Origin of the sequence: Cupriavidus pampae (assembly GCF_914271485.1) — a bacterium.
In the GTDB taxonomy this organism is placed as follows: domain Bacteria; phylum Pseudomonadota; class Gammaproteobacteria; order Burkholderiales; family Burkholderiaceae; genus Cupriavidus; species Cupriavidus pampae.
This window is the reverse complement of the sequence record NZ_CAJZAG010000001.1, coordinates 181,009-204,883: the sequence shown is the minus strand read 5'-3', so window position 1 is coordinate 204,883 and position 23,875 is coordinate 181,009. Positions and strand designations below refer to the sequence as shown.

Annotated in this window: 22 protein-coding genes; 6 read left to right on the top strand and 16 right to left on the bottom strand. The window is 64.7% G+C overall.

Features of this window, described 5'->3' with window-relative positions; all coding sequences use genetic code 11:
* Positions 1-249: 249 nt before the first annotated feature.
* The 12 genes from LDO41_RS01000 to LDO41_RS00945 form a co-directional block, all read right to left on the bottom strand.
* The gene (locus LDO41_RS01000) at positions 250-1,761 is read right to left on the bottom strand and encodes a DegQ family serine endoprotease (protein ID WP_223980739.1); all 1,512 of its coding nucleotides are present in this window, start codon (positions 1,759-1,761) and stop codon (positions 250-252) included.
* A gap of 80 nt (positions 1,762-1,841) precedes the next feature.
* Positions 1,842-2,921, bottom strand: a complete 1,080-nt coding sequence (locus LDO41_RS00995) for a MucB/RseB C-terminal domain-containing protein (protein WP_223980737.1) — start codon at positions 2,919-2,921, stop codon at positions 1,842-1,844.
* Positions 2,922-2,929: 8 nt separating this feature from the next.
* Positions 2,930-3,592, bottom strand: a complete 663-nt coding sequence (locus LDO41_RS00990; RefSeq protein ID WP_223980735.1) for a sigma-E factor negative regulatory protein — start codon at positions 3,590-3,592, stop codon at positions 2,930-2,932.
* A gap of 105 nt (positions 3,593-3,697) precedes the next feature.
* A complete protein-coding gene (gene rpoE / locus LDO41_RS00985; RefSeq protein ID WP_223980733.1) occupies positions 3,698-4,297 on the bottom strand; it encodes an RNA polymerase sigma factor RpoE in 600 nt (199 codons plus the stop codon).
* 236 nt (positions 4,298-4,533) lie between these two features.
* Positions 4,534-5,766, bottom strand: a complete 1,233-nt coding sequence (fabF, locus tag LDO41_RS00980) for a beta-ketoacyl-ACP synthase II (RefSeq protein ID WP_223980731.1) — start codon at positions 5,764-5,766, stop codon at positions 4,534-4,536.
* A 184-nt stretch (positions 5,767-5,950) separates the two neighbouring features.
* Positions 5,951-6,190, bottom strand: coding sequence for an acyl carrier protein (gene acpP / locus LDO41_RS00975; RefSeq protein ID WP_008644813.1), 240 nt, complete (start codon positions 6,188-6,190; stop codon positions 5,951-5,953).
* 183 nt (positions 6,191-6,373) lie between these two features.
* Positions 6,374-7,123 carry a 3-oxoacyl-ACP reductase FabG gene (gene fabG / locus LDO41_RS00970; RefSeq protein ID WP_223980729.1) on the bottom strand — a complete coding sequence of 250 codons (750 nt, stop codon included), beginning with the start codon at positions 7,121-7,123 and terminating at the stop codon, positions 6,374-6,376.
* A gap of 26 nt (positions 7,124-7,149) precedes the next feature.
* Positions 7,150-8,079, bottom strand: coding sequence for an ACP S-malonyltransferase (fabD, locus tag LDO41_RS00965; protein WP_223980727.1), 930 nt, complete (start codon positions 8,077-8,079; stop codon positions 7,150-7,152).
* Positions 8,080-8,178: 99 nt separating this feature from the next.
* Positions 8,179-9,159: a beta-ketoacyl-ACP synthase III gene (locus LDO41_RS00960; RefSeq protein ID WP_223980725.1), complete on the bottom strand. Its 981-nt coding sequence runs from the start codon at positions 9,157-9,159 to the stop codon at positions 8,179-8,181.
* 117 nt (positions 9,160-9,276) lie between these two features.
* Positions 9,277-10,368, bottom strand: coding sequence for a phosphate acyltransferase PlsX (gene plsX / locus LDO41_RS00955; RefSeq protein ID WP_223980723.1), 1,092 nt, complete (start codon positions 10,366-10,368; stop codon positions 9,277-9,279).
* Between the two features lie 237 nt (positions 10,369-10,605).
* Entirely contained in the window at positions 10,606-10,785 is a 180-nt protein-coding gene (gene rpmF / locus LDO41_RS00950; protein WP_017229329.1) for a 50S ribosomal protein L32, read from the bottom strand.
* 115 nt (positions 10,786-10,900) lie between these two features.
* Positions 10,901-11,530, bottom strand: a complete 630-nt coding sequence (locus tag LDO41_RS00945; RefSeq protein WP_223980721.1) for a DUF177 domain-containing protein — start codon at positions 11,528-11,530, stop codon at positions 10,901-10,903.
* A gap of 157 nt (positions 11,531-11,687) precedes the next feature.
* On the opposite strand from LDO41_RS00945, the gene LDO41_RS00940 reads away from it, so the two are divergent.
* Positions 11,688-12,293: a Maf-like protein gene (locus LDO41_RS00940; RefSeq protein ID WP_223980718.1), complete on the top strand. Its 606-nt coding sequence runs from the start codon at positions 11,688-11,690 to the stop codon at positions 12,291-12,293.
* The gene (locus LDO41_RS00935; protein WP_223980716.1) at positions 12,290-13,021 is read left to right on the top strand and encodes an SAM-dependent methyltransferase; all 732 of its coding nucleotides are present in this window, start codon (positions 12,290-12,292) and stop codon (positions 13,019-13,021) included. The genes LDO41_RS00940 and LDO41_RS00935 overlap by 4 nt, the downstream gene beginning before the upstream one ends.
* A gap of 4 nt (positions 13,022-13,025) precedes the next feature.
* Here LDO41_RS00935 and LDO41_RS00930 read toward each other — a convergent pair whose 3' ends face one another.
* The 4 genes from LDO41_RS00930 to LDO41_RS00915 are packed head-to-tail and all read right to left on the bottom strand — an operon-like array spanning position 13,026 to position 16,319.
* Positions 13,026-14,210 carry a S49 family peptidase gene (locus tag LDO41_RS00930; RefSeq protein WP_223980714.1) on the bottom strand — a complete coding sequence of 395 codons (1,185 nt, stop codon included), beginning with the start codon at positions 14,208-14,210 and terminating at the stop codon, positions 13,026-13,028.
* Between the two features lie 39 nt (positions 14,211-14,249).
* The gene (locus tag LDO41_RS00925; RefSeq protein ID WP_223980712.1) at positions 14,250-14,630 is read right to left on the bottom strand and encodes a Rieske (2Fe-2S) protein; all 381 of its coding nucleotides are present in this window, start codon (positions 14,628-14,630) and stop codon (positions 14,250-14,252) included.
* Positions 14,623-15,282 carry an HAD-IA family hydrolase gene (locus tag LDO41_RS00920; RefSeq protein WP_223980710.1) on the bottom strand — a complete coding sequence of 220 codons (660 nt, stop codon included), beginning with the start codon at positions 15,280-15,282 and terminating at the stop codon, positions 14,623-14,625. Before LDO41_RS00920 ends, LDO41_RS00925 begins: the two co-directional genes overlap by 8 nt.
* A 41-nt stretch (positions 15,283-15,323) precedes the next feature.
* On the bottom strand, positions 15,324-16,319 hold the full coding sequence (locus LDO41_RS00915; RefSeq protein ID WP_223980708.1) for an RluA family pseudouridine synthase: 996 nt from the start codon (positions 16,317-16,319) through the stop codon (positions 15,324-15,326).
* A gap of 844 nt (positions 16,320-17,163) precedes the next feature.
* Here LDO41_RS00915 and LDO41_RS00910 point away from each other — a divergent pair.
* The 4 genes from LDO41_RS00910 to moeA all read left to right on the top strand — a co-directional run bounded on the left by LDO41_RS00910 (position 17,164) and on the right by moeA (position 23,692).
* Complete coding sequence (locus LDO41_RS00910) at positions 17,164-20,412, top strand: Rne/Rng family ribonuclease (RefSeq protein ID WP_223980706.1); 3,249 nt, start codon at positions 17,164-17,166, stop codon at positions 20,410-20,412.
* A gap of 219 nt (positions 20,413-20,631) precedes the next feature.
* A complete protein-coding gene (moaA, locus tag LDO41_RS00905) occupies positions 20,632-21,756 on the top strand; it encodes a GTP 3',8-cyclase MoaA (RefSeq protein WP_223980701.1) in 1,125 nt (374 codons plus the stop codon).
* A 14-nt stretch (positions 21,757-21,770) separates the two neighbouring features.
* A complete protein-coding gene (gene mobA / locus LDO41_RS00900; RefSeq protein ID WP_223980698.1) occupies positions 21,771-22,394 on the top strand; it encodes a molybdenum cofactor guanylyltransferase MobA in 624 nt (207 codons plus the stop codon).
* An 8-nt stretch (positions 22,395-22,402) separates the two neighbouring features.
* The gene (gene moeA, locus LDO41_RS00895) at positions 22,403-23,692 is read left to right on the top strand and encodes a molybdopterin molybdotransferase MoeA (protein WP_223980695.1); all 1,290 of its coding nucleotides are present in this window, start codon (positions 22,403-22,405) and stop codon (positions 23,690-23,692) included.
* The last annotated feature ends 183 nt before the right edge of the window (positions 23,693-23,875 follow it).

Sequence of the window (23,875 nt, the reverse complement as noted above, 5' to 3'; positions counted from 1 at the left end):
AACCATCGCGCCAAAACGCGATTTTACCGTACTTTCAAAGGGTTCCGTGACATCAAATGGGTTCTGGCCCGCCACGGCGGGCGACGCACACCGCACCTGGCCACTGAAATAAAAAACGTCGCACCAGTCGGCGCGACGTTCTGAACGGGGCTCCAATCGATGTGCGGTCATTCACCCGCATTGCGCGCCATCGCCGGCCATCGCCAGCCATGGCGCCCACGGGTGCGCCCGCACCCGCCCGTACCCGATTTAACGGGCCTGACCGTTCGGGCGCAACGTCAGCACCTGCGTCGCGTCGCCGCGCCGCACGAATACCGCCGCGATTCGATTCTTGTCGAGTGACTTGACCAGATCGTTGAACTGGCGTGCGCCGGTCACATCGGAATCGCCCAGGCGCAGGATCACGTCGCCCGGACGAATCCCGGCACGCAATGCCGGACCATCCGCGGTTTCCACCTCCACACCCGACTTGATCTTCATTTCCTTGAGGCGTGCCTCGGGGATGTCGTTGACGACCAGGCCAAGCGCGTTGGGCTTGGCTGCCTGACCCGCGCCGTCCTCGCCGCCCTTCTTGTCGCCGCCGCGCGAGCGCGCCACCTTGGCGTTGTCGGGCTCGAGCTCGGCCACCGTGATCGAGACGTCGCGCGTCTGGCCCTTGCGCCAGAACTGCAGCGGCACACGCGTGCCGGGCTTGATATCGCCCACCATGCGCGGCAGATCCGACGCCTTCTCGATATCGCGGCCGTTGAACTTCAGGATGATGTCGCCGGCCTCGATACCGGCCTTCTCCGCAGGACCGCCCGGCTCGACGCTGCCGACCAGCGCGCCACGCGCACGGCCCAGCCCCAGCGAGTCGGCCACTTCCTTGGTCACGTCGCCAATCGCCACCGCGATGCGGCCACGCGTCACCTTGCCCGAGGTCTTGAGTTGCTCGACCACGCGCATCGCTTCGTCGATCGGAATCGCGAACGAGATACCCATGTAGCCACCACTGCGGCTGTAGATCTGCGAGTTGATGCCAATGACTTCGCCACGCAGGTTGATCAGCGGACCACCCGAATTACCCGGATTCACTGCCACGTCAGTCTGGATGAACGGCAGATAGTCGCCGGTGTCCCGGCCCTTGGCCGACACGATGCCCGCGGTCACGCTGTTGTCGAGCCCGAACGGCGAGCCAATGGCCAGTACCCACTCGCCCGGACGAATCTTGTCGGAATCGCCAAGATTCAGGCGCGGCAGGCCAGTGGCCTCCACCTTGATCAACGCCACGTCGGTGCGCTTGTCGGAGCCGATCAGCTTGGCCTTGAACTCGCGCTTGTCCGGCAGCGTCACGTAGATGGTTTCCGCATCGGCCACCACGTGGGCATTCGTCATCATGTAGCCATCCTGGCTGATGATAAAGCCCGAGCCAACACCTCGGCTCTGCTCTTCGCCCTGCGGCGGCTGCCCGCGGCGCGGCGTGTTGCCGCCACCGCCCGGCGGCGTCGGCGCGCCAGGCATCGGCACGCCGAAGAACCGGCGGAAGAACTCCGCCATCTCGTCATCGTCGGGCGTACCGCCGTTGCCACGCGCGCGCACGCGCTCGGTGGTGCGGATATTCACGACGGCGGGGCTGGCCTTTTCCACCAGGTCGGTAAAGTCCGGCAGGTTGTAGTTCGATGCCGCGGCCTGTGCATGGCCGGACATGGAAATAGCCGGGCCAAACACGAGCATGGCCACCATGACCATGGTTCGCACCACGGATGGAGATTTCATCATCATCGACAACTCCCGGGGACTCAACGAGAAAAACGCAGCGAGAAGAACGCGAGGGGCGTCGCTGGGACGCCCCAAAAACCGGCTCAGTGTACCGTCTTGGGCGGGCGGAATTCCACGGCCGCCGCGAATTGCTTCACGGTGGCGGCGGGCACCTCGCCGACGACGGTGATCCAGTAATCGTTCACGCGGCGCACGACCACCTGGGTCGCGCCAAGCGACGCCACGCCCTCGCGGCGCACGCGCTGCTCCGAGACCGGCTCGATAAAGATCGACAAACCGGTAAGGCCATCGCTATAGACGACCTGGAGCACCTCGAATACCTGACCGCGATTGCCGTCCTGCGACGGCGCGCGCAATTCGCCGAGTGGGCGACGCACTTCGCGAATCTTCTGGAAACCCTTGAGCGGCGGGTGGATGGTCCAACCTTCGTCAGCCAGATTGGCTGCCTGATAGTTGACCTCGTAGTGGTTCCAGGAACTGGAGTTCTTGATCGCCGTGACGATACGCTGCTTCTCGGAAGGCACACCGATATCGACCTGCGAGAACGCTACCTGCTCGAGCACCTTGCCGCTCTCGCCCAGCGTCTGTGCGCGCATCAGCAACCCCGAATTCTTGTCCGCCCATAAGCGCACCGCATAACGCGCGGTGTCATGAGGCTCAAGCGCAAACACCTCACACTCGACCCCAGCCACACGCTCCGCCGGCAGCTTGCGCATGTCGTACAGATCCAGCACGTCGGTCTTGTTCGTCGCAAGCAGCGCCGGGAAGCGGTCCTTCGCTTCCTGCTTCTCCACGACCACGAGCTTGGCTTCGGGAATCAGACTGTGCACCACGTCGTTCTGACGCAGCACTTCACGCGGCTTGCCGTCGAGCGTTTCCAGGCGCTCGTACTCGTTGTGCACGAGGTCGCTGTAGTGCTGGATGCGCGAGGCATGCATGACGCTGCCACGCTGATAAATCAGCGTGCCAACGTAGTTTTCGCGCTGCGCCGCACGGTGAATCTTGTTGAGCCACGCGGTGGCCTCACGGCGGTTCAGCGTACTGTCGGACGGCTGCGCAGTCGCTGCGGCAGCAGTCAGACACAAGGCCAGAAAAAAGGACCTGCGCAGGCCCTTCATTCCGTAACCGCCTGCTACGTTGGCAGGCGTGTGTCCTTTAAGCATGTCCGGCATTATTCCTGCGAGTTGTCCTGGGTGAAATTGGCGCCGTTCGCCACCGTGCGCATGGTGGGCACGAAGGCATCGGTCGCTACCGAGGTACGGTGCGCGCGCAGATACTCATCGAGACGCGGGTCGCGGATCATCTGCGAGCTGTCGGCCGCAACCGTCACCAGCGCGCCACCGGGGGCAGGCTTGGCAGCCACCGATGCGACCGTCGCAGCCGCCGGGGCGGGTTGCTCCGCACGCGCAATCACGGCATCCGGCGCACCGATATCGGCGGGGCCACGCATCTGCGGCACCACGACCCAGCTGACCGCCGCGACTGCGGCCGCGATCGCCGTTCCCGGCATCACGCGGCGCACCCACGACGGACGCACGAGCATACGCTGACGGCTGGCCGCGGCAACCGCGGGGACCAGCACGTGCGGCTCGGCTTCCAGCGTCGCGGAAAAGCGCGCGAGAAACGCATCGGTGGAACCGACATGCGTGAGTTCTTCGGAGCGCAGCGCGTCGCCGATGAGCTGATAGGTGGTCCAGTCCGCCATGCCACGCTCGCCCTTGGCGAGGTCGAGCACCGCGTTGACTTCATTCGGCGCCAGCTCGCCATCCATCAATACGGAGATTTGCTCCGATGCTTCCACTACATGAACCGACTGCTTATGAGCCTGACCCATTTCCAACCCCAAGAAATTCCATTGAACACCGATAAATCCCGTACTGCTGCTTGTCGTTTATCGATGCAGGAATAGGCTGCAACGCTGGCTGCACGACATTCTTCACTACCACCGCTTGCCCTCTGCCGTTCCCAGCAGCGGCCGCAATTTCTCGGCAATGGCTTCCCGCGCGCGAAAGATCCGCGAGCGCACCGTGCCGATCGGGCACGCCATCGCTTCGGAGATCTCTTCGTAACTCAGACCTTCGATCTCGCGCAGCGTGATGGCGGTACGCAATTCCTCCGGCAACGCCTCCATTGCGCGGTTGACCGTCTCGGCCACCTGCCGCGTATGGAGCATCGACTCCGGCGTATTGATATCCCTTAGTTGTTCACCGTCCGCAAAAGTTTCAGCCTCTTCGGCGTCAATATCGCTGGAGGCCTCCGGGCGGCGTCCCTGGGTCGCCAGATAGTTCTTGGCGGTATTGACCGCAATCCGGTACAGCCACGTGTAGAAAGCGGATTCGCCCCGGAATTGGGGCAAGGCGCGATATGCCTTGATAAAGGCATCCTGCGCCACATCCTCCACTTCGGCGGGGTCCCGTACGAGGCGCGAGATCAGGCGAATGATCTTGCGGTGATATTTCGTCACCAGCAATTCAAATGCCCGTTTGTCGCCCTGCTGGACGCGTTCAACAAGAAGCTGATCGGCTTCGCGTTCGCTCACGAATAGTTCACCTGCAGTGTATCTCTTGGTTTCGTCGTCACGACAAGCGTTGTATTTTACCTACGTTCGCGAAACTGCCGTGTATTGCGCAGTGCATCATGTGACCATCACTGCGCAAGAAACGTTCCTTGCACGTGACGCGCGCGTCGCGCGGGGGAAATGAATGGTGCATGCCGGAGCACGCGGCGCGCCCCCATACGAAGACGGAGGGCGCCGACGTGCACGCGGGAGCGGTGTCAGACGCGCTTGAAGACAAGCGTGCCGTTGGTGCCGCCAAAACCGAAGTTGTTCTTTACGGCAACATCGATCTTCATCTCGCGTGCCGTGTTGGCCACGTAGTCGAGATCGCACTCCGGATCCTGATTGACGAGGTTGATCGTCGGCGGCGAGATCTGGTTGTGGATCGCCAGCACCGTGAACACGGACTCCAGCCCGCCGGCACCGCCCAGCAGATGGCCCGTCATCGACTTGGTCGAATTGACAGCCAGCTTGTAGGCAGCGTCGCCGAACGCGAGCTTCACAGCTTCGGACTCGTTCTTGTCGCCAAGCGGCGTGGACGTGCCGTGCGCGTTCAGGTAATGCACCTCGTCCGGATTGACGCCGGCATCCTTGAGCGCATTGACCATGCAGCGGCGCGGACCGTCCGTGCTCGGGGCAGTCATGTGGAACGCGTCACCGCTCATGCCAAAGCCGGTCAGCTCCGCATAGATACGCGCGCCACGCGCCTTGGCATGCTCGTACTCCTCGAGCATCAGCACGCCTGCGCCCTCACCCAGCACGAAGCCGTCGCGGTCCTTGTCCCACGGACGCGAAGCGCTCGCCGGATCGTCGTTACGCGTTGACAGCGCGCGGGCCGCGGCAAAGCCGCCAATGCCCAGCGGCGATACGGTCGACTCGGCGCCACCCGCGAGCATCGCGTCCGCATCGCCGTACTGGATCAGGCGCGCGGCCAGTCCAATGCTGTGCAGGCCGGTCGTGCAGGCGGTAACGGCCGCGATGTTCGGGCCCTTGACGCCATGAATGATCGACAGGTGGCCCGAGATCATGTTGATGATCGAACCCGGCACGAAGAACGGCGAGATGCGACGCGGGCCACGATTGGCCAGCACCATCTGCGTATCCTCGATCATCGGCAGACCGCCGATGCCGGACCCAACCAGTACACCGATACGCTCGGCGTTGGCTTCCGTCACCTCCAGGCCACTGTCGCGCAGCGCCTGGGTTCCCGCGGCGATGCCGAAATGGATGAAGGTATCCATGTTCCGGGCTTCCTTCGCGGGGATGTAATCCTCCGCATTGAAGCCCTTCACTTCACCGGCAAACTGACAGGCGAACGGGGACGGATCGAATTTGGTAATGGTGGCGATGCCGGACTTGCCAGCAACCACATTGGCCCAGCCTTCGGCGACCGTGTTTCCAACCGGAGACACAAGGCCAAGCCCAGTGACGACGACGCGACGACGGCTCACTATCTTTTCCTACGAGTACGTGAAGCGGAACGGAAATACTGCGCGATCCCCTGCGGAGATCTTTCCGTTTCTGCTTCGTCGAACAGACGAAAGCCACAGAAAGCAGCTTGACGGACCGGACTGGCCGGCCGCCGTGCCTTCTGTGGCTCGAATGAATACCGAGACGGTAGCAGAGACGACAGGCTCAGGCCTTGACGTGTGCGGTAGCGTAATCGATCGCTTGCTGCACAGTCGTGATCTTCTCGGCTTCCTCATCGGGAATTTCCATGCCGAATTCATCTTCCAACGCCATCACGAGTTCAACCGTGTCCAGCGAGTCGGCGCCGAGATCGTTCACGAACGACGATTCGTTCTTGATGTCTGCCTCGGCCACGCCAAGCTGTTCAGCCACGATTTTCTTGACGCGTTGTTCGATATTGTCCATGTAACCCTCCAGGGAAGTTCGACAAAAAGTGGGCGCATTTTAGCAGGTTTGGACCGCAAAAAATTCGCTTGCTGCTCTTCGCAAGTCCTTTGCAAGAATCGCGCCCGTTTGGTTTAAAAAACGACTGCTACGCCCGGCTTCGTTCGGCTTCTCCCTCGAAGCCGCAGAAACCGGGTAATTCAATCAATTCATGTACATGCCGCCGTTCACGTGCAGCGTGGTGCCCGTGATGTACGCGGCCTGCGGACCTGCGAGAAACGCCACCGCCTGCGCGATATCCTCCGGCTGTCCCAGACGGCCAAGCGGAATCTGCGCCTTCAGCGCGGCGTGTTGCTCTTCCGACAGGACCTTGGTCATGTCGGTATCGATGAAGCCCGGTGCCACGCTGTTGACCGTGACATTGCGGCTGCCGATCTCGCGCGCGAGCGCGCGGGTCATGCCCTCCACGCCGGCCTTGGCCGCCGCGTAGTTCATCTGGCCAGGGTTGCCGGTCGAGCCGACCACCGAGGTGATATTGATGATACGACCGCCACGCGCCTTCATCATCGGGCGCAGCACGGCGCGCGACAGGCGGAACACGGCCGTCAGATTGGTGTCGATGACGTTGATCCAGTCCTCGTCCTTCATGCGCATGGCCAGCTGGTCCTGCGTAATGCCGGCGTTGTTGACCAGCACGTTCAGGCCACCATGGGTCTTCACGACCTCTTCGATCAGCGACTCGCAGCGCACGGCGTCGTTGACGTTGAGCACCGCGCCGGTGCCCTTCAGGCCATCGGCGGCCAGGTACGTGCCGATCGCGGCCGCACCCGCTTCGCTGGTGGCGGTACCGATCACGTACGCGCCCTGACGCGCCAGTTCCACCGCGATGGCGCGGCCGATGCCCCGCGAGGCGCCGGTGACCAGCGCAACCTGATTGTCGAGAAGCTTGCTCATCTTGCGTTGCTCGTTTGTTATTTGGCTTATTTCAGCAGGGCCAGCGTGTCCTGCAGCGACGCCGGATCAAAGATCGCGCCGCCGACGAGGTTACCGTCGATACGTTTGGTCATGCCGGCCAGCACCTTGCCGGGGCCGCATTCGATCACGTGCGTCACGCCTTCGGCGGCGATCTTCTGCACGCACTCGACCCAGCGCACAGGCGCCGCGGCCTGGCGTACCAGCGCATCCTTGATCTGCTCGGGATCATTGACGATGGCCACATCGACATTGTTCACCAGCGGGATCTGCGGCGCCGCGAACGTCAGGCTCGCCATGCGCTCCTTGAGACGATCGGACGCCGGCTTCAGCAGCGACGAATGGAACGGCGCGGACACCGGCAGCGACAGCGCGCGCTTGGCGCCCTTGGCCTTGGCGATCTCGCAGGCACGCTCCACGGCACCTTTGTGGCCCGCGATCACGACCTGCAACGGCGCATTGAAGTTGACGGCTTCGACCACGCCGACTGCCGCGGCTTCGGCACAGGCCGCGCGCACATCGTCGTCGGACAGGCCGAGAATCGCGGCCATGCCGCCCTCGCCCACCGGCACGGCTTCCTGCATCGCCTGCGCGCGAAAGCGCACCAGCGGCACGGCATCGGCGAACGGGATCACGCCCGCGGCCACCAGCGCCGAGTACTCGCCCAGGCTGTGGCCGGCGACCAGCGCCGGACGGGCGCCGCCCGCATCGAGCCACGCGCGGTACACCGCCACCGCGGCGGTCAGCATGACCGGCTGCGTGTTGGTGGTCAGGTTCAGTTCTTCGGCGGGACCTTCCGCGATCAGGCGGCCGATGTCCTGCCCGAGCGCGGTGGAAGCTTCTTCCAGCGTCGCGCGCACGACCGCATTGTCGGCAAAGGCATTGAGCATGCCGACCGCCTGCGAGCCCTGGCCGGGAAATACGAATGCGAATGTCATCGGTGATTCTTTCCTTGTGATCTCAGTGATCGGGATCCGTTGGCTGGCGCGCTGGTGCCCGCCCATCGAGGGCGCACAAACCAGCGCGCGGCCCGCATCTTACATGCGCAGCAAGACCGCACCCCACGTGAAGCCACCACCCACGCCTTCCATCAGCACGGTCTGACCCGGGCGAATGCGGCCATCGCGCACCGCGACGTCGAATGCCAGCGGGATCGACGCGGCCGAAGTATTGCCGTGCTCGTGCACCGTGGCAACCATGCGCTCGTTCGAGAGACCCAGCTTTTTCGTCGTGCTCTGCATGATGCGGATGTTGGCCTGATGCGGCACCACCCAGTCGATCTGATCCGCCTGCATCTCGGCTGCGGTGATCGCTTCGCGCGCCACCTTGTCGAGCACCGTCACCGCGAGCTTGAACACGGCCTGGCCATCCATATGCAGGAACGCGTTGCCCGTGATGTTGCCACCGGAGACATTGCCCGGCACGCAGAGGATATCGACGTGGCTGCCATCCGAATGCATCGCCGAGGACAGGATGCCCGGCTCGTCGGAGGCCGTCAGCACCACGGCGCCGGCGCCATCGCCGAACAACACGCACGTCGTGCGGTCATTGAAGTCGAGCAGGCGCGAGAACACTTCGGTACCGATCACCAGCACGTTGCGGTGCGAGCCGCTGCGGATGAATTTGTCCGCCGTGGCCAGCGCATACACGAAGCCCGAGCACACGGCCTGCATGTCGAAGGCCGCGCAGTTGTTGGTGATGCCGAGCTTCTTCTGCACGAGGCAGGCCGTGCTCGGGAACACGAAGTCGGGCGTGGACGTCGCCACCACGATCAGGTCGATGTCCTGACGGTCGATGCCGGCGGCTTCGATCGCGCGCTCGGCGGCCTTGACGGCGAGGTCGCTGCTCGTGACGTCGGGTTCGGCCCAGTGGCGCGCGGAGATGCCGCTACGCGTGACGATCCACTCGTCGCTGGTCTCCACACCTTTTTCCGCGAGCTGGGCAGCCAGTTCCTGATTGGTGACGCGCCGCGGAGGCAGATAGCTCCCCGTACCGATGATTTTTGCGTACTTGGTCATGTAGTGTCGGATCGTGAGGTCCGGGCCGCCGCCTAATGTCGGGACGGCCGCGTGCCTGGCCGGCGTCCGCGAACGTATTCCCTGGCCGGGCGTGCCGGCGCCATGTCGGAGGGCACGTCAGGCGGCATGCTTGCTGGAATGAGGATCGGGCGAGTCTGTCTCCGGGCCGCCGGCAGGGTTGCCAGCAGTGGTACTCGTGGCCCCGGCCTTATTGGCAAAAGCCTTGGCAATACGGTCGATGACGCCATTACTGGCGGCATCATACCCGCGTTTTATCGCCCATTCAAAAGACCGGGCATCGGCCGAGCCATGGCTCTTGATCACAAGACCACGCAGGCCAAGCAGCGATGCACCGTTGTGGCGCGCCGGGTCGAGCCGGCTTGACAGACGCTTGAGCACCGGCATCGCGATGGCGGCCAGCAGCTTGGTGAACCAGGAGCGTGTGAACTCTTCCTTGATCATGCTGCCGATCATCTTTGCCAGGCCCTCGCTGCTCTTGAGCGCGACGTTGCCGACAAAGCCGTCGCAGACGACGATGTCGGTGGTGCCCTTGAAGATGTCGTTGCCCTCGACGTTGCCGTAGAAGTTGAGCTCGGACGCGCGCAGCAGTTCGCCCGCGGCCTTGACCACTTCATTGCCCTTGATCACTTCCTCGCCGATATTGAGCAGGCCGACCGTGGGATGCGCCTTGTGATCGACCACCGCGACCATCGCCTCGGCCATGCGCGCGAACTGCAACAGATGCTGCGGTTCGCAATCGGCATTGGCGCCGAGATCGAGCACGGTAGTACCCCAACCCTGCTCGTTCGGAATAGTGGTGGCGATGGCGGGACGCTCGATGCCTTCGAGCGTCTTCAGCACGTAACGCGAGACGGCCATCAGCGCGCCGGTATTCCCCGCGGAAATGCATGCGCCCGCACGGCCTTCCTTGACCTGCGTCACGGCGACGCGCATCGAGGAATCCTTCTTTTTGCGCAACGCCACTTCCACGGGATCATCCATGGTGATGACCTCGGTCGCGCCCACGACAGTCACGCGCGGGTGATCGAGCGCATGCAGCTTCCTGAGCTGCGCTTCGATGGCGTCGGGCAAGCCGACCAGTACCATCTCGGCATCGTCGTGACGCGATAGAAAACTGATCGCTGCGGGTACGGTCACGGACACGCCGTGGTCGCCGCCCATGCAGTCGATGGCGAGCTTGATCGTCATTGTTTCCTGATAAGGAAAACGCGCCGGCATCCGCCGCACTGTACCACCAGCGGCCGTTGTGCAGCCTGGCGATTTGCGGGGACGCAACCAGCCGGACGCGCGGATACGTTGCGGCAGGGGCGCGCGCGGCGTGAAGCCCGAGCGCCCAACAAAAAAGCGGCAACGAGCTTGCCGCTTTCCTGTTTCATACCTGACAACGTGCGCAAGCGAGACTCAGGGTCACGCCAGACGACTTGGTCAGTCGTTCTTGGTCTTGATGACCTTGCGACCACGGTAGTAGCCGTTCGGGCTCACGTGGTGACGCAGATGCGCTTCGCCGGTGGTCGGCTCGACAGCCAGGGGCGCAGCCGACAGATGGTCGTGCGAACGATGCATGCCGCGCTTGGACGGCGACTTCTTGTTCTGTTGAACAGCCATGATGACTCCTTCGAGAATTTTGCGATATTAACACACGCACCCTGCACAAGGCGTAGCCGGGGCCCGGCCGGGTGCTGCAACTTACTACCCGTTGACTGACTGCAAGATCCCTCGATCAGTGCTTCGTCGTCTTCAGGCCAGCCAGCGCCGCGAAGGGCGATGGCCGCTTTTCCTCTTCCGGTGGCGCCTCAGGCTCCACCTCGCCGTCCGCACCGGTCACGAGCGCCTCGTGCACAGCCGGACAAACGTCATGCTTCGGCGCTACCGGCAACGCCAGCAACACCTCGTCCTCGATCAGTGCCAGCACCGAGAACCGGCGCGAACCGACGATGACATCCACCTCTTCATCTTCGTCGGGCACGGCGTCCGCCTCTTCCTCGCTGGCCATGACCTCAAAACGCATATCGGTGTCGATGGGCTCGGGAAACGCCGCCAGGCAACGCTGGCAGTCCTGCCACACGCGGCCCGTCGTCGTCACGTCGAGATACAGACGCTGGACTGCCGGCGCACCGGGCTCCCCTGCTTCCTCGCTGACGAAACCGTCGACCGTATAGTGGAAGATCTCGTCGGCTGCGGTCGCTGGCGCGTCCTTCGCGGTCTCGGCTAAGATGCGCGGCAAATCGCGCACCGCGATGTCGCCTTCGGCACTGCCACCTTTGCGGCAAAACGCAAAGATGTCGGTCTCGCGCAGATCGAATGCCACAGCAGTAACAGAAGTACTAGTGGGCGGGGTCGGCTGACTCATGATGCTGAATCCCTGTCTACGCGAGCAGCTAAACGCGCGATTATACGACGCTTTCTTCGTCACGGCAAAGTTAACCAACCAGGCGCGTCTACACGCGGACCTCGAATCACATCCGCATGCGACCGGCCTTTTTCTTTTGCTTCAAATAGTTACTGATATGTCACACCCCGCCCGGCCCCCACTTATCCTTGGCTCGAGCTCGCCGTACCGGCGCGAACTGCTGACGCGTCTGCGCATCCCCTTCGACGTGGCCGTTCCGGATATCGACGAAACGCCGCTCGCCGGAGAGTCGCCGGAAGCCACCGCACTGCGGCTGTCGCGCCGCAAGGCCGAAGCGATCGCGGCCCGCCATCCCGATGCGCTCGTCATTGGTTCGGATCAGGTCTGCACGCTCGATGGCGCGCAACTCGGCAAACCCGGCACCCATGAGCGCGCGCTTGCGCAGCTGCAGCACATGCGCGGACGCACGGTCACGTTCCATTCGGCACTGTGCCTGCTCGATGCCCGCACCGGCGCGGCGCAACTGGCCGACGTCCAGACGCTGGTCACGTTCCGCGATCTGCCCGACGCCGAGCTCGAGGCCTACCTGCGGCTGGAAACGCCGTACGACGTGGCCGGCAGCGCCAAGGTCGAGGGCCTGGGCATCGCCCTGCTGGCGCGCGTCGAGTCGGACGATCCCACCGCGCTGATTGGCCTGCCGCTGATCGCGCTGATCGATATGCTGCGCCAGGCGGGCTTTCCGCTGATCGGGAGCGTCGCATGAGCGGTACGTTATTTCTGGTGCCGAACACGCTCGGCAAGCGCGACGAATTCGACCCGCTGACGGCCGTGCTGCCCGCTGGCGTGCAGCAGATCGCCGCGCGCCTCGATTACCTCGTGGCCGAGAATGCCAAGACCGCGCGCGCGTTCCTGAAGAAGCTCGGCGAAACGTCGCCGCTGGCCCAGCCGATCCAGCAGATCGAGATTCGCGAGCTCAACGTCAATACGCCTGCCAAAGCGCTCGGTGCGTTGCTCGACCCGATTGCCGCCGGTCGCGATGGTGGCCTGTTATCGGAGGCCGGCGTGCCGGCCGTGGCCGACCCCGGCGCCGATCTGGTGAGGCTGGCGCACAGCCGCGGCGTAACGGTACGCCCGCTGGTCGGGCCGAGTTCGATCCTGCTCGCGGTGATGGGCTCCGGCCTCAATGGCCAGAGCTTTGCGTTCAATGGCTACCTGCCTGTGGATCCGAGTGATCGCGCGCGCCGCCTGCGCGAGCTGGAAGCGCGCTCGCGCAAGGACCGCCAAACCCAGGTGTGGATCGAAACCCCGTACCGCAACGGGGCGCTGCTGGAGGCGCTGCGCCAGCATTGCGCCGGCACCACGCTGCTATCGGTGGCGGTGGACCTGACGCTGCCGACCGAGTCGATCGTCACGCTGCCGCTCTCGGCGTGGACGCCGGAGCGGCTGGCGCTGCATAAGCGTCCGGCGATCTTCTCGTTACTGGCTGCTTGAGGCGTTAGCGCAGCGCGTCCACGCGGGCGCCGCCAAAGATCATCGCTTTCATCGCCGCGCTGCCCATGGCGGCGCCAAAGCGCTTGGCCACGCGCTCGGCGATGTTCTCCTTGACCGTGTAGTCGACGATGTCCTCGGCCTTGAACAGGTCGCGCGCCACATAGTCGGCGCTACCCACGCCATCGGCCAGGCCCAGTTCCACCGCGCGCTCGCCCGACCAGAAGAGCCCCGAGAACAGCTCGGGGTCGTCCTTGAGGCGATCGCCACGCCCTTCCTTCACCACGTTGATGAACTGCTGGTGAATCTCCTTGAGCATGGTCTCGGCGTACGCCTTCTGGCGCGGCACCTGCGGCGAGAACGGATCGAGCATGCCCTTGTTGGAGCCGGCCGTGTACAGACGCCGCTCGACGCCCAGCTTCTCCATCAGCCCCGTGAAGCCGAATCCGTCCATCAGCACGCCGATCGAACCGACGATGCTGGCCTTGTCCACATAGATCTTGTCAGCCGCGGCGGCCACGTAGTAGCCACCGGAAGCGCAGATCTCTTCCACCACGACGTAGAACGGCTTGCTCGGATAGAGCGTGCGCAGGCGATGGATCTCGTCGTTGATGATGCCGGCCTGCACCGGCGATCCGCCCGGCGAGTTGATCTTGAGGATCACGCCCGCCGCCGTGGAATCGGCGAACGCGGCCTGCAGCGAGGCATTGATCGACTCGGCACTGGCCGGCGTACCCGCCGCGATCTCGCCCTCGAGCGTGACCATCGCGGTGTGGCGGCCCGATGTGCTCAGCGCGCCATCGCCCTTGAAGTCGAACACCGCGAACAGGATCAGGGCCAGGATGCCGAGCCCGAGAAAACGGAAGAAGATGCGCCAGCGCCGGGCCGCGCGCTGCTCGCGCAGCGTGGCCATCAGCACGCGCTCCAGCACGTCGCGTTCCCAGCGCGTGCCGTCGCCACCGACCGGCGCCGTGCCGCCCTTGCCCGCCATACGGGCGCGGCGGGCGTCGGCCTCGCGGCGCGCGGCTTCGTCGCCTGCGCGCAGATCGTTATCAAGCGGATGCGCGGCCTCGGACGCCACGTCCAGCCGCTCCGCGTCGCCGGGCGTCGCGCGTTCAGACGAAGAAGGGGACGTAGACGAGGACGAGCCCGTCGAAAGCGGATCAACCGGCGGTTTTTGCTGTTCTGTCATGCAGTGGACTCGTTGAGTTCAATCTGGGTCGCCCGTCTTTCATTGACCTTCGGGCGGGAAAAAAGGCGGCTCCGGCAGCCAGTAGACAGCGCCGTCACGTTCCTCGATCCGGAGTTTGGCCAGCGCGGCGCCCCGGCAAGGGCCGCCCACGCATTGACCGGTGTCTGGCGCATAAACCGCGCCATGTGTCGCGCACATCAAGTATAGGCCCGCACTATCGAAAAACTGGCCTTCCTGCCAGTCCATCTCCATCGGGACGTGCGCGCATTGATTCAGATAGCCGTGCGCCACGCCGTCGTAGCGCACGACAAAGGCGCCGATCTCGCGTGCCGCCATGGCTACCGTGAAGCGCACACCGGTGCCGCCATCCACGAGGTCGCCTGACGCGCAGACCTGCCGCGCGCTGCTTGGATCAGGCATGGGCCAGCAGCCAGTCGTGCAGGTCCGCGATCGAGGTCGCGCAGTGCACCGGCGTCATCGCGCGCAGCGAATCCTCCGGGTGCGCGCCGTAGCACACGCCAAGGCCATGGGCGCCCGCGTTGGCGGCCATCTGGAGGTCGTGCGTGGTATCGCCGATCATGACCGTCCGCTCGACGTCCTGACCGAGTTCGCGCGTCAGTTCGTGCAGCATGGCCGGGTGCGGCTTGGAGAACGTCTCGTCGGCACAGCGCGTGGCGTCGAACAGCTTGCCGAGCCCGGTGGCCGCAAGCGCGCGCTCGAGCCCGACCCGTGTCTTGCCGGTGGCCACGCCCAGAAAGTAGTGCTCGGCACGCAATGCTTCCAGCATCTCGCGCACACCCTCGAACAGCACCAGGTCCGCGTCGCGCGTCAGAAAGTGATAGCGATAGCGGTCGGCGAGCTTCGGGTAGTCGGCCGGGTCGAGCGACGGCACGGCGTAGGACAGCGCGTCCTTCAGGCCCAGGCCGATCACGTGGCTGGCGGCGCTGTCGTCAGGCACCGGCAGGCCCAGATCGCGGCTGGCCAGTTGAATGCACTTGGCAATGGTGGGCGTGGAATCCATGAGGGTTCCATCCCAGTCGAACACGATCAGGTCGAAGCGCTGCCTGGCCATTGGGGTCCTTGTTCTGGAAGAGGCTGCCCGCGTCGCGGGCGTCAGGCCGCCGCGCCGGGCTCTCGCAATTGTTGCAGAAAATCGCCACACTCCCGCGGCAGTGGCGCGGAAACCGTCAGCGGTTCGCCCGTGACCGGATGCGTGAGCGTCAGCCGGTGCGCATGCAGGAACATGCGCTTGATACCCGGCCGCGCCCCGCTGCGGGCCAGCGCCTTGTTCAGCGCGAAGTCGCCGTACTTGTCGTCGCCGACGATCGGGAAACCGGAGTGAGACAGATGCACGCGAATCTGGTGCGTGCGCCCGGTCTTCAGTTCGGCTTCGAGAAGCGTAAAACCGGGCAGCACCTCCAGCCGGTTGAAGATCGTATGCGACGACAGACCGTCGTCCTGCACCCGCACGCGCCGCTCACCCTCCGCGGTGCTGTATTTGAACAGGGGCAGCTTGACGTGCTGGCGCTGATTATTGAACTCGCCGGCTACGCACGTGAAATAACGCTTATCCATGCCTTCCCCGCGCATCTGCTCGTGCAGATGAACCAGCGCCGAACGCTTCTTGGCCAGCACCAGCACACCGGAGGTTTCGCGGTCGAGCCGGTGTACGAGCTCGAGGAATTTGGCCTCGGGCCGCGCGCGTCGCAACTGCTCGATCACGCCGAAAGCGACGCCCGAACCACCGTGAACGGCGACGCCAGCCGGCTTGTCGAGCACCAGCAGGTGCGTATCCTCGAACAAAATCGGGAATTCGCTCGGCGGCGCTTCGGTCGTGGTGGCACGTTCCGCCACCCGCATTGGCGGGATCCGAATGATATCGCCAATCTTCAATCGATAGGTAGCGTCTATACGCCCCTTGTTCACACGCACCTCGCCCGAACGCAGGATGCGATAGATATGGCTCTTCGGCACCCCGCGTGACACCTTCAGCAGGAAGTTGTCGATACGCTGGCCTTCGCCACTTTCGTCGATCGTTACATACGCCACCTGGAGCGCGTTCGACGTAGAACGCGGTTCCTTTTCAATTTGATGGCGTAACTCATTCATTTTCAATATAATTTCCCCGCTGTTGCCGGCGAGACGCCAGCAACGCAAAAGCCAGTGTGACTTTGCGACATTCCGCATTTTACACTTCGGGTTGCCGCCAGCCCGGCCCGTCCCGCGCAAACTCGCATATATTCGCGCGCCCCGGATAGGTGAATGACGGCATCAGCAGCACGCACGCGCCACGCCGGCGCGCAGGAAGTCGCCCACAGGCGGCTTCGGTGAAGACGGCGGGCACGTGGGAACAGAGCTATCAGGTAGATCAGAATTTGGATGCGGATGCCCGGTGGCATCCGCAAATGGTGAGAGAAGACCGCCTGTATCGGGAATCCGATGCCGGCCGGCAGGTTGACCTGCCACCTGACTTGTCATGCCGGCGTCGCGTCGGCATGACACACTCCTGATGTACGGCGCCCGGTCGCAGAACTAGAAGAAGCAGCCAGCGCGCCCAGAAGGAGACAGAAGGAGGAGTCAGGTAGGCGAGGGTTTCATCTGCCGTGTCCGAAAAACTTGCTCTTTGACGCGTCTGGGCCGCCCGGCCAGCCGCGGTGCGAGGCACGCATGCCGAAGGCATGCAGTGCTGGCCGCGCCGCCGCTGGCATCCGGGAGTTCGCCGGAGTCGCTGCATGAGGAGCAGGACGTTCGGTGCCCCTCCCTGCCAGCGGACGACTGCCTCGACGTCATCGCCTCTCCACTCACCCGTGCCCTGCCGGCGCGCATGTCTTGCGCGTTGGTGCCCTGGCAATTCTCCCACCCTGCTCTCTTTCCTCGCGTGCTCCATGAATCGTTGCGCGTAGGGCCCCTTTTGCTTTTTTGGCCCCGCGCGACACAGGAGTGAGGTATTGCGATGAAACGCATGCTTTTTAACGCGACGCAGCAAGAGGAATTGCGCGTCGCGATCGTCGATGGTCAGAAGCTGATCGACATCGACATCGAAACTGCCGGGCGCGAACAGCGCAAGGGCAACATCTACAAGGGCGTCATCACGCGCATCGAGCCGTCGCTCGAGGCGTGCTTCGTGAACTACGGCGAAGAGCGTCACGGCTTCCTGCCTTTCAAGGAAGTCGCCCGTGCATTTTTCAAGGAAGGCGTGGACGTGCGCAATGCGCGCATTCAGGACGCGCTGCATGAAGGCCAGGAACTGATCGTCCAGGTGGAAAAGGAAGAGCGCGGCAACAAGGGCGCTGCCCTGACCACGTTCATCTCGCTGGCCGGCCGCTACCTCGTGCTGATGCCGAACAACCCGCGTGGCGGTGGCGTGTCGCGCCGCATCGAGGGTGAAGACCGTCAGGAACTGCGCGAAACGATGGGTCAACTGTCCGTACCGGACGGCATGAGCATCATCGCCCGGACCGCTGGCATCGGCCGCGCGGCCGAGGAACTGCAGTGGGACCTGAACTACCTGCTGCAACTGTGGAAGGCCATCGACGGCGCCGCCGGCGACAACAAGGCCCCGCTGCTGATCTATCTGGAATCGAGCCTCGTGATCCGCGCGATCCGTGACTACTTCCAGCCCGATATCGGCGAAATCCTGATCGATACCGACGAGATCTACGAACAGGCGCGCGCTTTCATGAGCGTGGTGATGCCGGACAACATGAGTCGCGTGAAGAAGTACCGCGACGACGTCCCCCTGTTCTCGCGCTTCCAGATCGAACACCAGATCGAATCGGCATACTCCCGCATGGTGATGCTGCCGTCGGGCGGTGCCATCGTGATCGACCACACCGAGGCGCTGGTCTCGGTGGACGTGAACTCGGCCCGCGCTACCAAGGGTGCGGACATCGAGGAAACGGCACTGCGCACGAACCTCGAGGCTGCCGACGAAATCGCCCGCCAGTTGCGTCTGCGCGATCTGGGCGGCCTGATCGTGATCGACTTCATCGACATGGAGTCCGGCAAGGCCCAGAAGGACGTGGAAACGCGCCTGAAGGATGCGCTGCGCCATGACCGCGCACGCGTGCAAATGGGCAAGATCAGCCGTTTCGGCCTGATGGAGCTGTCGCGCCAGCGCCTGCGTCCGTCGCTGTCCGAGGGTTCGCACATCACGTGCCCGCGCTGCAACGGTACCGGCCATATCCGCGATACCGAATCGTCCGCGCTGCAGGTGCTCCGCATCATCCAGGAAGAGGCGATGAAGGAGAACACCGCGGCAATCCACTGCCAGGTGCCGGTGGAAGTGGCGGCCTTCCTGCTCAACGAGAAGCGTCAGGAAATCAACCTGATCGAGCTGCGGTTCAAGGTCAACGTGCTGTTGATCCCGAACAAGCACCTCGAGACCCCGCATTACAAGCTCGAACGCCTGCGTCACGACGACCCGCGCCTCGAGGACGCCACGGCCAGCTATCGCATGGCGGAAGCCGCGGCCAAGGAGCTGGAAGCCGACACGAGCTACAGCAGCCGCAAGAAGGAAGATGCGCGTCCGCGTCAGGAAGCGGCCGTCAAGGGCATCACGCCCGACGCACCGGCGCCCGTCTCGGTGCCCCGCGCCGAACGCGCCCCGCGTCCGGACGCGTCGGCCGCCGCACGTCCGGTGCCGGCCACGCAGCCGGTGGCCAGCGGTGGCTTCATCGCCTGGCTCAAGGGTCTGTTTGGCGCCCGCCCGGCCGCTCCCGCAGCGGAACCGGTGAAGGCCGCCAGCTCGGCGCAGGCACGCGGCGAAGGCCGTGAAGCGCGTGAGGGCCGTGAAGGTCGCGAAGGTCGTGGTGAAGGTCGCCGTGAACGCGGTGAGCGTGGCGAGCGCGGTGAACGTGGCCAGCGCGGCGAAGGCCGTGGCCAGGGTCGTAGCGGCGAAGCCCGTGGTGAACGTGGCGAGCGCGGTGAACGCGGCCAACGTGGCGAGGGCCGTGGCCAGCGTCCCGAGAAGGAGCAACGCGAACCGCGCGAGGCGCGTGGCGAGCAACGAGGCGACCAGCGCGCCGAGCAGGGTGCGGAGAAGCGCGGTGAACGTGGCGAACGCCCGGCCCGTGCGCCGCGCGATGCGCAGGCCACCCCGGCTATCGCGCGTCAGGCAGACGCCGCCCAAGGTACCGACGGCCGTCAGGACGGCAGCCGCCGCGAACGCAATCAGGAACGTCGTGAGCGCCAGCGCGAACGCCAACGCGAGCGTGGCGAGAACACCGAGGAACTGAACGCCGACGTGGCAGCTCCGCAAACCGCGTTCGAGGCCATTCAGTCGGCCCCGACGACGATTGCCCACACTGCGCAGGATGCTGACGCGGCAGAAGCCACCGATGCGCTCGAGCGCGCCGAAGGTGCGGACGGTGTTGCAACGGAAGGTGGCGAGGGCGAAGAGCGCCGCCGCCGCAACCGTCGCGGCCGTAACCGCTATCGTCGCGAGCGTGACGAGTCGCAAGGTGCCGATGGCGAGAATGTCGGCAACCTGGCCGAAGTGGCCGCTGGCGTCACCGAGACCGAGTCCGAGTACTTCGAGACCGCCACCCCCGTGGCGCCGCAACCCGCGGCACAACCGGTGTCGCAGCCAGTGGCACAACCGGTCGTGGCAGCGCAACCTGTGGCAGAGCCGGCACCGGCTACCGCAGTGGCCTTGCCGTCGGCCCCGGTGGCCCCAGTGGCACCGGAACCCGTGTTTGCCCCGGTCACGCCGGAAGTGGAGCCTGTAACCGCTAGCTACTCGGCTCCGGCCGCCGCCCCGGTCGCTGCTCCCGCCGCACCGGTAGAGGCTCCGGCCCCTGCCCCCGTGGCAGCGGTCGTTACGCCGGAACCGGTCGTCGCGTCGCCTGAAGTGACCGCCGCTCCTGTGGCTGCACCGATCGAGGCACCGATCGCTGCTCCGGTTGCGGCTCCGGCCGTTACCCCGGTTGCCACGCCTGTGGCGGCTCCCGCAGCCGCGACTGGCCGCGCAACCGCGGAAACGCTCGAGCCGATGCTGTCCGCAGCCGGCCTGCAGTGGGTGCAGACTGACGACAGCAAGCATCGCGCCGCGCAGGAAGCCGCTGCCCGCGTCGCGCCGGCACCGCGCGCGCCGCGCGAGCGCAAGCCGCTGCCGCCGCTACCCCAGGGTCCGATGGTCATGGTTGAAACCGGCGGCCGTCAGCAGGAATCGACGCAGCAGCAGCAACAACAGCAACAGTAACGCGCCACCGCGGCCGCCCGATTCGCCCCATGCGGGCGGTCGTGCGGCACGGACGAACCGGCAGCGCCGCAAGGCCTGCCGGTTTTTCTTTTGGCGCCGCAACATCTGTACTCCTGATCTGTAACCTCAGGTGTACGCCCGCCCCGGCACGGTAGTTGGACGGTGTCGGCTAGAATGGCACCATAGCTGCGGCCTGTGTCGCGGCAAGCGCCCCCGCCCATGACCGACACCGTCATTCCGATCTTCGACCTGCGCGACCATCGATACCGTTCGATGACGCCTGCCATTCCGGCGCGGCTCACCCCGCCCACCGGGCTGGTGACGGACACGCGTGGCCGCATGCTGCACGACCTGCGCATCTCGGTGACCGATCGCTGCAACTTCCGCTGCGTCTATTGCATGCCGAAGGAGGTGTTCGACAAGGACTACACCTTCCTGCCGCATTCGGCGCTGCTGAGCTTCGAGGAAATCGAGCGCGCCGCGCGGCTGTTCGTCGCGCATGGCGTGGAAAAGATTCGCCTGACCGGCGGCGAGCCGTTGCTGCGCAAGAACATCGAACGGCTGGTGGAGATGCTCGCGCGCATCGAGACCGTGTCCGGCAAGCCGCTCGATCTGACCCTGACAACCAACGCCTCCCTCCTCGCCCGCAAGGCGCGCGCGCTGCGCGACGCGGGTCTGACGCGGGTAAGCGTCAGCCTCGACGCGATCGACGATGCGACCTTCCGGCGCATGAACGATGTCGATTTCGCGGTGCGCGATGTGCTCGACGGCATCGAGACCGCACAGTCGGTGGGCCTCGCGCCGATCAAGGTCAACATGGTCGTCAAGCGTGGCACGAACGACGCCGAGGTGGTGCCCATGGCGCGCCATTTCCGCAATACCGGCATCATCGTGCGGTTTATCGAATTCATGGACGTCGGGGCGAGCAATCATTGGCAGATGGACGAGGTGCTGCCATCGAACGAGGTTGTACGTCGCATCGACGACGCGTTCCCGCTCGAGATGATTACCGCCAACTACACTGGCGAAACCGCGGAACGCTGGCGTTACCGCGACGGCGGCGGCGAGATCGGCGTGATCTCGAGTGTCTCGCATGCATTCTGCGGCGACTGCAGCCGCACCCGCCTGTCCACCGAAGGCAAGCTCTACCAGTGCCTGTTCGCGACCGAGGGCTACGACCTGCGCGCGCTGCTGCGCGGCGGCCATAGCGACCTCGAGATCTCCAACGCGATCGCGCAGATCTGGCGCGACCGTACCGACAACTATTCGGAGCAGCGCGGTGATCCCGCCGTGCGGCTGGCGCGCGCCGAACAGAAGATCGAGATGTCTTATATCGGTGGCTGACTAATGGCCACGTCATGATCGAACGCTCGCACATCACGGGACTGATCCTCGCCGGCGGCCGCGGCAGCCGCATGGGCGGCATCGACAAGGGCCTGCAACCGCTTAACGGCGTACCCATGGCGCTGCATACGCTGCACCGGCTCGCGCCTCAGACCGGTGCCCAGCTCATCAATGCCAATCGCAATCTCGACACGTATGCGGCGTTCGGCGTGCCCGTGGTGAGTGACGACACGGGTGGCGGCGAGGCCGGTACCGAAGTGCGTTTCGATGGCCCACTGGCTGGACTGCTGGCCGGGCTTGCGCGCTGCGAAACCGCATGGCTGGTCATGTCGCCGTGCGACACGCCATTCCTGCCAGTCGATCTTGTCGCGCGACTCGCGCAGGCGGTGGATGCCGCGCAGGCCGAGATCGCCATGCCAGTCACCATCCGCGACGACGGTCGTCGCCAGCCGCAGCCGACGTTCTGCCTGGTGCCCGCCAGCGCGCGCGGTAGTCTGTGCGACTATCTGGATCGCGGTGGCCGCAAGGTCGAGACCTGGATGGCAAGCCATCGGCTCGTCGAGGTGCCGTTCGACGACGCCGCCGCCTTCGCCAACATCAACACACTGGACGAACTGCGCGCGCACGAAGCGCGCTGACACCACACATGCCTTCCCTGCAATCCGTCATCTCTTGCCTGTCCGATTACGATCCCGCCGCGCTGACCGTCGATCAGGTGAGCGCGATCATCGCCGACGTGATCGAGCCGATCCGCGGCGTCGAGCAGGTCGCGATCCGGTCCGCACTCGATCGCGTGCTCGCTGAGGATGTGGTCTCGCCGATCGATGTGCCCGCGCATGACAATTCGGCGATGGACGGCTACGCGTTTGCAGGTGCCGCACTGGCCAGCGCTGGCACGAATGGTGTGATGCTCGAAGTGGTAGGCACGTCGTATGCGGGTGATGCCACCGAGCTGGCGCCGTCCGCCACGCAGGCCGTGCGCATCATGACCGGCGCGGTGATGCCGGCCGGCTGCGATACCGTGATTCCGCAGGAGTTCGTGGAAGTGCTCGGCGACGGCCAGCGCATCCGGTTTGCCGCCGATGTAGTGCGCGCCGGTGACAACCGCCGCTGCCGCGGCGAGGATCTCGCGCGCGGCCAGGCCGCCCTGCAGAACGGCCGCATCCTGCGCCCGGCCGATATCGGCATGCTCGCGTCGCTCGGCATCCCCGAAGTCAAGGTCCGGCGCCGGCTGCGCGTGGCGTTCTTCTCCACGGGCGACGAACTGCGCTCGGTCGGCGAACCGCTCGATCCGGGCTGCGTCTACGATTCCAATCGATACACGCTGCACGGCATGTTGAGCCGCCTGCATGTGGATCTGATCGACATGGGTGTCGTACGCGACGATCCGGCCGCGCTCGAACAGGCGTTTCGCAGCGCGTGCGAGAACGCGGATGCAATCATTACGTCGGGCGGCGTCTCCGTCGGCGAAGCGGACTACACCAAGCAGACCATGGCGCGGCTCGGCGAGGTCACGTTCTGGAAGATCGCGATGCGTCCGGGACGGCCGATGGCGTTCGGCCGTATCACGTCCGATGGTCGCGATGCGCTGCTGTTCGGGCTGCCCGGCAATCCGGTGGCGGTCATGGTCACGTTCTACCATTTCGTGCGCGCGGCACTGCATCGCCAGATGGGTGCCGAGGTGCCGCCGCTGCCGCTGTTTCGCGTGCGCAGCGCGGGGTCGATCCGCAAACGGCCTGGACGCACCGAATATCAGCGCGGTCTCCTTGTGCGCGGCGCCGATGGCGAGTGGGAGGTTCGCATCACCGGACAGCAGGGTTCCGGCGTGCTCCGCTCGATGAGCGAAGCCAATTGCTTTATCGTGCTGGGCCACGATGAGGAGACGATCGCGGCCGGCGGCGCCGTCAACGTGATGCCGTTCGATGGCCTCGTCTGACATGGATCCGTCATATTGATCACCAAAATCGATGATCGATAGCGGCGCACGACAATCTGTCGTTTTTGTGCAGCATTCGCTGGCGGGGTTACGACATCAAACCTTTGAATTACGCATGCCGCCCATTAGCGGGCTATGCGGCCATAATCTCAGTCGCTACACTTGCAGCACGAAAATATGTAC